Source organism: Dehalogenimonas alkenigignens, from assembly GCF_001466665.1.
Lineage (GTDB): Bacteria > Chloroflexota > Dehalococcoidia > Dehalococcoidales > Dehalococcoidaceae > Dehalogenimonas > Dehalogenimonas alkenigignens.
On record NZ_KQ758903.1, the window covers coordinates 368,567 to 381,679 of the forward strand.

8 protein-coding genes are annotated in these 13,113 nt (G+C 60.0%); 1 reads left to right on the forward strand and 7 read right to left on the reverse strand.

The window, feature by feature from the left end:
• Positions 1-83: 83 nt before the first annotated feature.
• The 7 genes from DEALK_RS01990 to DEALK_RS02020 form a co-directional block, all read right to left on the reverse strand.
• Positions 84-3,644: a beta strand repeat-containing protein gene (locus DEALK_RS01990; RefSeq protein WP_058438229.1), complete on the reverse strand. Its 3,561-nt coding sequence runs from the start codon at positions 3,642-3,644 to the stop codon at positions 84-86.
• A 498-nt stretch (positions 3,645-4,142) separates the two neighbouring features.
• The gene (gene rho, locus DEALK_RS01995) at positions 4,143-5,384 is read right to left on the reverse strand and encodes a transcription termination factor Rho (RefSeq protein WP_058440011.1); all 1,242 of its coding nucleotides are present in this window, start codon (positions 5,382-5,384) and stop codon (positions 4,143-4,145) included.
• Positions 5,385-5,507: 123 nt separating this feature from the next.
• Positions 5,508-6,173: a fructose-6-phosphate aldolase gene (fsa, locus tag DEALK_RS02000; RefSeq protein WP_058438231.1), complete on the reverse strand. Its 666-nt coding sequence runs from the start codon at positions 6,171-6,173 to the stop codon at positions 5,508-5,510.
• 48 nt (positions 6,174-6,221) lie between these two features.
• On the reverse strand, positions 6,222-7,859 hold the full coding sequence (pyrG, locus tag DEALK_RS02005) for a CTP synthase (RefSeq protein WP_058438233.1): 1,638 nt from the start codon (positions 7,857-7,859) through the stop codon (positions 6,222-6,224).
• Positions 7,860-8,060: 201 nt separating this feature from the next.
• Complete coding sequence (locus DEALK_RS02010) at positions 8,061-10,556, reverse strand: ATP-dependent Clp protease ATP-binding subunit (protein WP_058438235.1); 2,496 nt, start codon at positions 10,554-10,556, stop codon at positions 8,061-8,063.
• Positions 10,556-10,870, reverse strand: a complete 315-nt coding sequence (locus DEALK_RS02015) for a MerR family transcriptional regulator (RefSeq protein ID WP_058438237.1) — start codon at positions 10,868-10,870, stop codon at positions 10,556-10,558. Before DEALK_RS02015 ends, DEALK_RS02010 begins: the two co-directional genes overlap by 1 nt.
• A 17-nt stretch (positions 10,871-10,887) precedes the next feature.
• A complete protein-coding gene (locus tag DEALK_RS02020) occupies positions 10,888-11,817 on the reverse strand; it encodes a DnaJ C-terminal domain-containing protein (protein ID WP_058438239.1) in 930 nt (309 codons plus the stop codon).
• Positions 11,818-12,082: 265 nt separating this feature from the next.
• On the opposite strand from DEALK_RS02020, the gene purM reads away from it, so the two are divergent.
• Positions 12,083-13,096 (forward strand): phosphoribosylformylglycinamidine cyclo-ligase, encoded by a 1,014-nt coding sequence (gene purM, locus DEALK_RS02025; RefSeq protein ID WP_058438243.1) that lies wholly within the window; start codon positions 12,083-12,085, stop codon positions 13,094-13,096.
• Positions 13,097-13,113 lie beyond the last annotated feature (17 nt).

Here is a 13,113-nt window from a genome sequence, read left to right on the forward strand (position 1 = left end):
AGGCCGCGGGAGAGGGATTATAAAAGGGAGCCCCCGTTGCCGGGGGCTCCCTTTTATCCAACCGATTTGTCTAAGTGTTCAGTTTAGACGACGCGGCGGGTGCGGACGATCAGGACGATGACCAGGACGGTGAGCAGAGCGCCGACGCCGATGATGGCCCAGATGTAGGTCGGGGTCTCAGTGTCGGGGATGACCACGGTCACGGTCGGGGTGACTACCGGGGAGGTCGGGATGGTCACCGGAGGAGAGGTCGGGGTGGCAGCAGCGGTCGTGAAGACGCTGATGACCCAGTCGGAGGTGCCGGTGCCGGTGATGGCCCGAACGCGCCAGTAGTAGGTGGTGTTGTTGGCCAGGGCGGTGCCGGTCCAGGCGGCCGCCGGGATGGAGGTGGTGATCTTGGTGCCGGTCAGCGGGCTGAAGGATGAAGCGGTGGAGACCTCAAGCTCGTAGCTGGTGGCGCCAGTCACAGCCGCCCACTGGAAGGTCGGCATGGTCGGCACGTTGGAAGCGCCGGCGGCCGGGGCCAGGTTGGACGGAGTGGTCGGGACGTTGGGCTGGGTGGAGAAGGTGAAGGTCCCGGCGAAGGTGGCGGTAGCCAGGTGAGCATCGTCAGAGGTGCGAACGCCCCAGACTCTGACGGTGTAGGTGGTGTTGGCAGCGAGGCCGGTGATGGTGTAGGAGGTGCCGGACTGGCTGGAGGTGGCCAGGGTAGCGCTGTACAGGTCGCGGGCAGCGGTGCTGCTCTGGACTATAGCGACGGCGAAGCGATCGACGCCGGTCAGAGCGGTCCAGCTGACGGTGGCCTGGCTGGTGGTGAAGGCGCCAACGGTAACGCCGGCGACGGCGACGGCAAGAGTGTCGGTGTAGGTGAACATCTTGGCGCCGGAGACGACGGTCAGCGTATTGCCGTTAGCGAACAGGGCGGAAGCGGAGGAGAAGTCGCTGCTGGGGGCGATCAAGCCGGCTTTGGAGGCAGAAGACAGCAGGCGGACAACCGAGCCATTGGCGTTCAAGCCGTAGGTGACCCAGGCTGTGCCGGCGGCGGTGCCGGAGGCCAGGCCGACCGGAGCGGTCAGCAGGTTGCCGGCGGCGGAGTCGAACAGAGCGACGCCGTCGTCCTGGCGGGAAGACCAGGCCGGGGTGGTGGCGGCGAAGTCATAGGAGAATAGACCACCGGTGGCTTCAGTAGCCCAAACGACATCATTGGAGCCGGTCCGGAAAGCAACCATCAGGCTGGTGGCGCCGGTGAGGGCGGCAGTCGAGGTTGTCCAGGTGGCGCCGAGGTCGGTGGACTTGGACAGGCGGCCCTGATCGGTGCCGACTACCAGAGCGGTGCCGTCGGACGAGCGGGCCATGGAGGTGATGTTACCAGTGGTGCCGCCGGTGGGGGCAGCGATGGTAACGTTGGTCCAGGTGAAGCCGTTGTCAAGGGTCTTGGTCACGACGCCGGAGTTGCCGCCGACGACGTAAACATTCTTGTCAAGGACGATCAGGGTGTTGGCAACAACCGGGGTGGCTCCACCGGGAGCGACGAGTTGAGCGGTGAAGAGGGTACCGTTGTTGTTGGAGACCATGATCTTGTTGTTGGTGCCCTTGGTGGTGAAGACAACAGTCTGGTCGGTGGCGTAGTTGGGCGACAGGCGGAGCATGTTGATGGCGGCGGCATCAGTGCCGCTGAAGTAAACGCGCTCCCAGTTGTCGCCGGTCTTGCGCCACAGGCTGTTGGCATAAACGGTGGTGCCGGCAGTAACCGCGGCTGCCAGGCTGATGGGTGAGGTGGTCGAGGCGGTAGCAGTGGTCAGGGCAAAGGTGCCAGCAGCGGCCACAGCGCCGGTCTGGGTGATGGTGGCGGTGGGATTAGCGGTGTCCATGGTGACGTTAACCGGGAAGGCATCGACACCGAAAGTGTAGGTGCCGTTACCAGTGGCCGCACCAGTGACGGTGACGGCGCCAGCGGTCAGGGTGATGGCGATAGAACCAGCCACGACACCCGGGGTAGCGCTAGCGGCATCGGGCAGGCTGAAAGAGCCAACACCGGGCAGAACAGCCGGGGGAACAACGATAGCGTTAGCGGTGCCGAGAAGATCCTCAACAACAGCTAACACAACGGAACCGGCGCCCAAACCCTGAATATCAATCGAGCCACTGGTTCCAGCGGCTGTAGCGGTCAGGGTAGCTGAATCACCGGCGCCAAGGAAGATGACGTTGCCTACAATGGCTGCACCAGCGCTAGAGCCGGCATTAATAGCGGCACTAACCGAACCGGTAGCAACATTGAAGGTAGCAGTTAAACCATCGGTCGCATGACCATTAGTAATGGTCAGCTTGTCAGCCGCGATAGCGGTACTAGTGGTATTACCAGTAGCGGTGAAAGAACCGGCGGGAGAAGAACCGACGCCGGCAGTCGCGCGGCTGGTGGCCAGCCAGGTGACGGTGGAAGTGGCAGCCATGTCGTTGATGGCCGAGAATGAATCATTCAGCAGGCTAACGGCGCTGAAGTTCTTGGCCTGGTCAACGCTCAGGCTGAAACCGGACTGGTCGTTCTGGGCCAAGCCCATGCCGCCCTGGAGAGCGTAGGCAACACCAGAGGTGGCGAAGTCGCTCTTGAGGGCGACCATGGTCATGCCAGCGAAGGGGGTCAGCTTCTTGGCAGCGGTGAAGTTGGCGCCGCCGTCAGTGCTGAGGAAAGCCTTGCCATTGGAAGTGCCGGCAAAGATGGTGGCGCCGGAGAAGGTGCCAAGAACATCAATGCTGACAACCGGCTGGGCAGTACCGAAGAAGGGCAGCTGCAGGATGGACGGGGTGGAGGCATTGCCCATCACGCGGTAGACGCCGCCGTTGGTGCCGTTAAGGCCGGCATAGAAGAACGGAGCGGTGGACATGTTGAAGTCAGACGGGAAATCAATGGAAACGACAGTGTTGTCGGTGGCAGCAACAATCTGAACATCTTTAAGAGTGGTGTTGAAGCCGAAGCCATTAACGGAGAAGCTAGCGATGGGGGCTGCACCAGCAGCCTTTTTGATGACGATAATGCCCAGGTCAGTGGCGAAGTTGGGGGAAAGCTTGAGGGCTTGGACATTAAAGCCAGCGGTGTTCAGGAAGGCGGTGGCGTCGAAGACGGGGAAGAGTTCGCCTTCGTTCTGGTAGAAGACGCCGTTGCCAGTACCAATGAACACCTTGTAGCTGCCGCCGGCGAGGGCGGCGCCGATGGCGGTGATAGTGCCAGCGGCAGTGCCGCGGTTGGCGAAGGTGGCGCCGCTATCGGTGGACTTGTACAGGGTGGCTCCCTGGGCGACGTAAACAACGTTCGCCTCGTTGGGGGAGCAGAAGACGGCGGTGGCGGCCTGGGTCTGGTCCGGCAGGTTGGCCATGGTCCAGGAGCGGCCGCCGTTGGTGGACTTAATCAGTTTGTACTGATTGCTGGAGTGATTGACCTGAGCATAAGCGTAAAGGGTGCCGTCAATGCCCATGGTCATGAAACCGGTCTGGAGATAGTCGTTGGGCATGACTTCGCCGGTGTGAGCCGGTACGGAGACCGCGCTCCAGGCGTTGTCAGCAGCGCTGACAGGAACAGCCGCGATCAGCATGCTGGCCGCGATGGCTACTGTCAACACGACGCTAAAGATTTTGTTTAACTTTTTCATTTCGACCTTTCGGTTAACCTTTCAATATATTTTATGGTTATTGTCTATCGGTTTTGGTTATTTCCCTTAGACTATGGGGTGGCAATGGTTGCTGTTTTTGCCTTGCGGCTCATCTTTCTAATCCCATCACCTGCCTTTCTTAATTAATCTAACAAATATGCGTAAAGCCAAGCAGTGCACGGACTTATACCTGCACTAGTATCAATGATACCACGCGTGTCAATAGGTTTAGACCAGCTTCATGGGGGTACGATGGTACCGATTTGCGGTAGCCATCTTCAGGTAATATAACGGGCGGCGGGGCGGAGTGTTAGGGACGAAGATATTATGTAGAGTGATTGGCAGTACAGTCAGACGCTGATAAACAATCAGATACAGGTCGGATCGGATTGCCACGGACTTGCCCTTCAAGGCAAGTCCTCGCAAAGACAGGCTAGAAAGACGCCGGGTGGTGCCCTCACCCTACCCTCTCCCGCGAGGCCGCGGGAGAGGAGTTGCCTACTCTTTGCCGCGCTGGAGGTTATCCAGGAACTCCACGTTGTTGCGGGATTTCTTGAGCTTGTCCAGGACGCGCTCGGTGACCTCGGCGAAGTGGGTGGCGTCATCGGCGATGAGGGCGACCATACGGCGCAGCAGCTGCACCTGGCGGAAGGTGGTGTCCGACATCAAAAGCTCCTCGCGGCGGGTGCCGGAGCGGGGAATGTCGAAGGCGGGGAAAATCCTGCGCTCGGCCAGGCGGCGGTCGAGGTGGAGCTCCATGTTGCCGGTGCCCTTGAATTCTTCATATATAAGATCGTCCATGCGCGAGCCGGTGTCCACCAGGCAGGTGGCGATGATGGTCAGCGAACCGCCCTCGGCGGTGTTGCGCGCGGCGCCGAAGAACTTCTTGGCCGGGTGCAGGGCGACCGGGTCGAGGCCGCCGGACAGAGTGCGGCCTGACGGCGGCATGGCCAGGTTGTAGGCGCGGGTGAGGCGGGTGATGCCGTCAAGGAGGATGAGCACATCCTTGCCGGACTCCACCATGCGCTTGGCGCGCTCAAGGGCCAGCTCGGCGACGCGGGTCTGGTTCTCCACCGCCTCGTCGAAGGTGGCGGCCATGACCTCGCCCTTCACGGAGCGGCGCATATCGGTGACCTCTTCCGGCCGCTCGCCGATGAGGACGACCATCAGGTGGATATCGTTATAGTTGCCGGTGGCGGCGTTGGCGATGTTTTTGAGGAGCATCGTCTTGCCGGCTTTAGGCGGGGAGACGATCATGCCGCGCTGGCCGCGGCCGATGGGGGCGATGAGATTGATGAGGCGGGTCGAAAGCTGGAGGGGTTCGATCTCCAGGTTGATCATCTTGTCCGGGAAGGTCGGCGTCAAGGAGCCGAAGTGCGGCCGCTGCTTGGCGACGTCCGGGTTGAGATCGTTGATGGCCTCGACCCGGAGCAGCGAATAGTACTTTTCACCCGGCTTGGCGTGCCGCGACTGGCCGATGATCATATCGCCGGTCCGCAGGCCGAAGCGGCGGATCTGGGACTGGGAGATGTAAATGTCCGAGTTTGACGGCAGGAGAGAAGCCTGGCGCAGGAAGCCGTAGCCGTCCGGCATGATCTCCAGGATGCCGGAGCAGAAGATGTTGCCCTGCTGCTCGGTGGAGGCCTGCAGCAGCCGCAGCACGATCTCCTGCTTTTTGGCGCCGGTGACGCCGGTGAGCTTCATCCGCTTGGCCAGCTCCAGCAGGTCTTCCCGGCTCATCGTCTCCAGGGTGGACAGGCCCAGCGGCGGAGGCGGCGGCGGCGGGGCGGGGGGCTCCGGGCGGACTTCCACCGGTTCGATGCTGTTGATGGGATCGATTTCGGACATGGAACTCTCCTAAAATTACTGGTTCGAAGCGCCGCTTGTTTTCCAGTCGGCTAAAAACCGTTCGATGCCGATATCGGTCAGCGGGTGCTTCAGCATCTGTTCAAGTACTTTATAAGGTATGGTGGCGATATGGGCGCCCATCCTGGCCGCCTGGACGCAGTGCAGCGGGTGGCGGATGGAGGCGGCGATGACCTCGGTTTTAAACTCATAGTTGCTGTAAATATCGAGGATATCCTTGACCAGCGCCATGCCGTCATGGCCGATGTCGTCCAACCGGCCGACGAACGGGCTGACGAAGGCGGCGCCGGCGTGGGCGGCCAGCAGCGCCTGGTTGGCGGAGAAGCACAGCGTCATATTGACCCGAATGCCGCTGTCAGCCAGTTCACGCGTCGCCTGGAGGCCTTCCGCCGAGGTCGGCAGTTTGACCACCACGTTCTCCGGCGCCCACTTGAAAAAGCGTTTGCCATCGGCCGCCATCTGGGCGGCGGTGTCGCTGACCACTTCGACGGAGATGGGAGCGCCGGCGGGGATGATCGCGGCGATCTGGCGCACCACCGACTGGTAATCCTTGTGGCCTTCTTTGGCAACGAGCGACGGGTTGGTGGTCACGCCGTGCACCACACCCATGGCGGCGCCTTTTCTGATTTCGGCGATGTTGGCGGTATCGAGGAACAGCTTCATTGAAAACTCCTGCTGAAATTAAAAAGTAATACGGCGCGGTCTAAATTTCTATTCGGCTGCAAGCGGCAGCGCCGCCTGCGACCCCTCCCGCAGCACGTCTTTGGCGGCGCCGATGAAGTCCCGGAACAGCGGCTGCGGCTTGCCGGGCCGCGAGGTGAACTCCGGGTGGAACTGGCAGGCCACCATCCACGGGTGATCGGCCAGTTCGCAAACTTCCACCAGCTTGCGGTCCGGCGACAGGCCGGAGAAGACCATGCCGGCGGCGCGGTAGCTGTCGAGGTAGCGGTTGTTGAACTCGAAGCGGTGGCGGTGACGTTCATAGACGAGCTCTTTGCCGTAGGCCGCGGCGGCTTTAGTACCGGGCACTACCTGGCACGGCCAGTTGCCGAGTCTCATGGTGCCGCCCTTGCCGCAAACCACCTTCTGTTCCGGCATGATGTCGATGACCGGGTGAGCGGTACCGGCGTCGAACTCGGTGGAGTTGGCTCGGGCGGCCGACAGCACGTGGCGGCCGAACTCGATGACCATGATCTGCAGGCCCAGGCACAGGCCGAAGTAGGGCACTTTATGAACGCGGGCGTACTTGGCGGCCTTGATCATGCCTTCGATGCCGCGGTCGCCGAAGCCGCCGGGGACGATAATGCCCTGGGCATGCTCCAGCAGCTTTTCGCCGCCGGGGCGCTCCAGGTCTTCCGACTGCACCCAGTCAATCTGGAGCTTGCGGCCGTGATGCATGGCGGCGTGGGTGAGCGCTTCCCGCACCGAGTAATAGGCGTCTTTCAGTTCGACGTATTTGCCGACCAGGGCGATGCGGACGGTGTCGCAGGCGCCGCTGAAGCAGGATACCATTTCCCGCCACGAGTCGAGCTGCGGCGGGTGGGCTTTCAGATCCAATTTGCGGACCATGAAGTCGCCCAGGCCTTCGGATTCCAGCACCAGGGGTACTTCATAGATGGAATTGACCGTCGGGCAGAAGATGACCGCTTCGCGGTCAACGTCGCAGAAGAGCGAGATTTTGTCGCGGATGGCTTCGGGGATGGAAATATCAGAGCGGCAGACGATAACGTCCGGCTGAATGCCGATGCGCCGCAGTTCGTTGACGCTGTGCTGGGTCGGTTTGGTCTTGAGCTCCTGGGTAGGTCCTATATAAGGAAGAAGGGTCACATGGACGTACAGCACGTTGTCGCGGCCGACGTCCTTGCGCATCTGGCGGATCGCCTCAAGGAAGGGCTGGCCTTCGATATCGCCGACGGTTCCGCCGACCTCGATAAGGAGTACGTCAGCTTTGGATTTATCCGCCAGTTTGCGGAAGCGGTCTTTGATCTCGCCGGTCAAATGGGGCACCACCTGGATGGTGCCGCCCAGAAAATCGCCGCGCCGTTCTTTGGCGATGACGGCTGAGTACACCTGGCCTGAGGTGGTGTTGGATTCCGCGGTCAGGTCAATATCGATGAACCGTTCATAGTTGCCCAGATCGAGATCGGTTTCCGCGCCGTCGCCGGTGACAAAAACCTCGCCGTGCTGGTAGGGGGACATGGTGCCGGGGTCGACGTTTAAGTATGGATCCAGCTTCTGGACGGAGACGGAAATACCGCGGCTCTTAAGAACGGTGCCGATGCTGGCGACGGTGATGCCCTTGCCGACCGAGCTGACCACGCCGCCGGTAACAAAGATGTATTTAGTCATCCAAAAGCATGCTCGAATTTATGAATGGGATTTGGTGTGTCATGCGGAATAGCTGCGGGGCGGACTCGTTCAAGCCCGTGCCGTATTATAGATTCAGGGATTTGGGTTGTCAACACCTTTGCGGAAGCGGTCATGCCTGCTTAGAAAAACTTAGCCGGCAGCCGCTTCCCAGGGCTGCCGGCTCTCAATACTGACAACGCCTTACCCGGCCGGGTCAGCTTTAGCGTTGCGGCGCTTTTTGGGGCTGACTTTAACCGGGGGAGCTTCATCGCTCTTGGGTTTGAAGGTCAGGCCGTCGGCTTCAACGTCGACGATGACGGTGGAACCTTCTTTGAAGTCGCCCTTCAGAATGCGCGTCGCCAGCGGGTTCTCGACATGTTTTTCAATGGCGCGGCGCAGCGGCCGGGCGCCGTAAACCGGGTCGTACCCCACTTTCGCCAGCCATCCTTTTGCCGACTCGGTGATCTCCAGCCCGATTTCCAGGTCTTCCAGCCTCTGTTCGACTTCCCGGGCCATCAGGTCAACGATATGCCGCAACTGCTCCTGGCCAAGTTCGTGGAAGACGATGATCTCATCGACCCGGTTCAAAAACTCCGGCCTGAACGCCTTGCGCACTTCGGCCATGACCTTGTCACGCATGCGGTCATAGTTTTCTCTGCCGTCGCCGCCGGCGGCGGTGACAAAGCCGAGTTTAGATTCCCGCCGGATAGTTTCAACGCCGGCGTTGCTCGTCATGATCACCACGGTGTTCTTAAAGTCAACCGTTCGGCCGTGGCCGTCGGTCAGGCGGCCGTCGTCCAGCAGCTGCAGCAGGGCGTTGAAGACTTCCGGGTGGGCTTTCTCAATTTCATCCAGCAGGATGACCCGGTAAGGCCGCTTTCTAACCGCCTCGGTAAGCTGGCCGCCCTCTTCGAAGCCGATATAGCCGGGCGGGGCGCCGATCATGCGCGACACGGTATGCCGCTCCTGGTATTCCGACATGTCGATGCGGACCATGGCCGTGTCGTCACCGAACAGGAACCAGGCCAGCGAACGCGCCAGTTCGGTCTTGCCGACGCCGGTCGGCCCCAGGAAAAGGAAACTGCCGATGGGGCGGCGCGGATCTTTGAGGCCAGCCCGGGAGCGGCGGATGGCCTCGGAGATGGCGACCACGGCTTCGTTCTGGTCAACGAACCTTTCGTGAATGCGGTCTTCCATGTGCACCAGCTTCTGGGCTTCCGCCTCCAGCATCTGGGACACCGGGATGCCGGTGGCGGCGGCGATAAGGCCGGCGATATGTTCGGCGCTGACTTCCCCGGATATCTTTTCTCTGGCGACCCAGGCTTCTCGTTCTTTTTTATATTCGTCGTCAAGGCGAAGCCGCTCGCTCCGGGCATTGGCGGCGGCGGGGTAATCATTACGCTGGGAGGCGGCTTCTTCCTCTGACTGCAGCTGCTGCACTTTGTTCTCCAGTTCGCGGATAGCCGGAGGGGTGCTCTCCAGATCCAATCGCAGCTTGGAGGCAGCTTCATCAATCAGGTCTATGGCCTTGTCAGGCAGATGCCGGTCGGTGACATAACGCTGGGATAAACGGACCGCGGCATCCAGCGCTTCGTCGGAGATTTTGATTTTATGGTGAGCTTCGTACCGGGGCCTCAAACCTTTGAGAATTTCGATAGCGTCTTCGATGCCGGGTTCGTCAACGAACACCGGCTGCAGGCGCCGCTCCAGAGCTTTGTCTTTTTCAATATATTTGCGGTAATCATCCGAGGTGGTAGCGCCGATAACCTGCAGCTCGCCCCGGGCCAGCGCCGGTTTCAGCATATTGCTGGCATCGAGGGCCCCCTCAGTCGCCCCGGCGCCGACCAGGGTGTGTATCTCATCGATGAAGAGGATAATCTCACCCTGAGATGAGCGGGCTTCGTCCATCACCGCCTTCAGCCGTTCTTCAAATTCACCCCGGAATTTGGCTCCGGCCAATAGCGCGCCCATATCAAGGGCGACAACCCTGCGCCCTTTCAACGACGAGGGAACGTCTCCGGAGACGATTTTCAGGGCAACGCCCTCGGCTATCGCGGTTTTACCGACGCCGGCTTCACCGACGATGACAGGATTATTTTTGGTCCGCCGGGTGATGATCTGCATCACCCGCCTGATTTCCGCCTCCCGGCCGATCACGGGATCCAGCCTGCCCTGTTCGGCCATCTCATTCAGATCACGCGAATATTTAGCCAACGAACGGTATTTACTCTCGGCCCGGGCGTCGGTCACCCGGTGGCTGCCGCGAATCTTCTGCAGCGCGATATAAACCTTCTCTTTATCGATGCCGAAGCTTCTCAGAATAGCCGCCGAAACGCCTTTCGCCTCGCTGGCGATAGCGATGAATATATGCTCGGTCCCAATGAATTCATCCTTCAGTCGCTGTGCCTCCTGAGAAGCCTCCAGCCCAACCTGCTGGATCCGCGGCGTGGGATAGATCTGCTGGGCGTCGTAGCCCAGTTTGGGAACCTTGGACAGCACGGCATCAACCTCGGTTTTTATGGCGTCAGCATCGGCGCCGAGTTCTTTGATTATCTCTCCGACCAGGCCTTTCTCCTGCCCGAGCAACGCCAGCAGCAGATGTTCGACATCCCACTGGTTATGCTGGTACTGGCGAACCAGCTGTTGCGAGGAAGCGACTGCCTCCTGCGCCTGTTCGGTGAATTTTTCCTGTCGCATTATAAATTCCCTTCTTGAAGCCGAGTGAGTTGGGCGCGCAGCTTCTCGTTTTCCTTGATCAGATCGTTCATTTTCAACAGCATGTTGGTGATCACTTCTACTCCGGCCAGGTTCACGCCAAGGTCTTCCATTAAACTCCGTACCCGGCGCAGGGTCTCAATATCGCTCTCGGAGTAGAGGCGGATGTTGCCGGATGAACGCTGCGGCTTCACCAGCCCGGAGCGCTCATAGTAGCGTAGTGTATGAGTCTTAACGCCGATAAGTTCGGCGGCGACGTGAATGACGTAGCGCGGGCGGTATCTTTCTTCGTTCAATCTTTTCCTCCCCCGGATCAGTCAGAGGCGCTTAATTTCGACAGTTCAGTGAATAGTTCTTTTTCTCGGCCTGTCAAATTTGTAGGCAGAACAACATTTACCCGGGCGATCAGGTCGCCGTAGCCTGTCCGGCCAAGATGCGGCATACCCTGCCCGGCAAGCTTAATTGTCCGGCCATTTTGAGTCCCGGGCGGAATCTTCAAAGCCAGATTTTTTCCTTTTATGGTGGGCACGTGGATCTCGCCGCCCAGTATCGCGGTATAGAGCGGAAGATCAACAGTGACGTGAAGGTCATCTTCCTTGCGCTCGAATCGGCTGTGCGGCGTCACCTTAACCACTAAATACAAATCGCCCCGGGGCCCGCCCCCGGAACCCTCTCCGCCTTTTCCGGCCAGACGCACTTTAGAGCCGGTGGTTACGCCGGCTGGAATTTTAATTTCCAGCTTCTCGGCTTTGGCCCCCTGCATCGCCAGAGTACGCTGGGTGCCGTGGTAGGCTTCTTCCAGCGTTACCTCAACCTCGTAATCAACGTCTTCGCCCCGGCGCGGCCGGCGGCGGCCGCCCCCGCCCCGGAGAATCTGCTCAAAAATATCCCCGACATCGTCGCCGGGATAAGAGCCGGTGAACGGGCCGCCTGAAGTACGATATTCAAACCCCCCGAACGGATTTTGGGTTCCCTCGTACTGGTGAAAGCCGGCGCTGGCCTTCTCATAAGCTTCGGCATGCTGCCAGTTCTCACCGTATTTATCATACTTCGCGCGTTTTTCTTTGTCCGATAATACCTCGTGAGCCTCGTTGATCTCTTTGAACTTGGCTTCAGCGGCTTTATCGCCCGGATTTACGTCCGGATGATATTTTCGGGCCAGCTTGCGAAAGGCTTTTTTTATCTCGTCGGCGGTGGCTGCCCGCCCGATGCCGAGGGTGCCGTAATAGTCTTTAGCGGCCATAAGCCCTCTTTTCAACGATTATCAATGATTCATTGTACCAGCAGTCTAGCTTTTTTGTCCAGCAGGTATCATCTTTCTTAATACTCATTTATCAATTAGGTCTTCTCGGACAAGAGTCACCATTTTCTATCAGCAACTTATCCGGGAACTCAAAGCCGCCGGCATCGCCAGGCGCGGAAGGTCTGCCGTCTTGGCCGCCAGTTTGTGAATTGCGGCCTGTGGCTGTTGATGCTATCATTTCGGCATCATTCCAAGGAGAAATTCCATCAAACAGGACGCTTACGCCGCCGCCGGCGTATCCATCGACGCCGCGGTCCAGGCCAAAGAACGGATCAAGGAACTGGCTAAGGCCACCTTCACCCCGGGGGTGTTGGGTGGCCCGGGGTTTTTCGGCGGTATGTTCGAATTGCCGTCAGGCTTTAATAAACCGGTGCTTGTCTCCAGTTGCGATGGCGTCGGCACCAAGCTGAAGATCGCCGCGGCGATGGGCAAACATGACACGGTGGGTATCGATATCGTCAACCACAGCGTCGACGATATCCTGACCTGCGGCGCCGAGCCGCTGTTTTTCCTCGACTATATCGCCATGGGCAAGCTCGACCCGGTGATAGTGGCCGACGTTGTCAAAGGCCTGTCCATGGCATGTCAAGAGGTTTCCTGCGCCCTCGTCGGCGGCGAGACGGCTGAAATGCCCGGGCTGTACCACGGCAACGACTACGACCTGGCCGGCTTCATCGTCGGCATCGTCGAGAAGGACCGCATCCTTCACGGCCGCTCGATCAGACCCGGCGATGCCGTCCTGGGTTTGCCGTCAACGGGGCTGCATACCAACGGCTATTCTCTGGCCAGGAACGTCCTGGGTGAATCACCTTCGGCGATGGCTGCCCGCTACTCCACTCTGGACACCCCGGTCGGCGAGGCGCTGCTCAAGCCCCACCGCTCTTACCTGGCTGATTTGAAGCCGGTGCTTGGGGATGTCAAGGGGTTAGCCCACATTACCGGCGGCGGCTTTACCGACAACATCCCCCGCACCCTGCCGCCGGGCACCGCCGTCCGTATTAGCAAGGGCGCCTGGGAAGTGCTGCCGATTTTTGAACTCATACAGAAGATCGGCGGCGTGGCCGAAGCCGAGATGTACCGGGTGTTCAACATGGGCATCGGCATGGTCGTCTTCGCCGACCCGTCGAAGGTTGCCGCGCTTATGCAGTCCATGCCGGAGGCTAAGATTATCGGCGAAGTCGCCGCCGACACCGGCGGCGGCCGGGTCATCCTCGAATAGCCAGGTCATTATTGCCT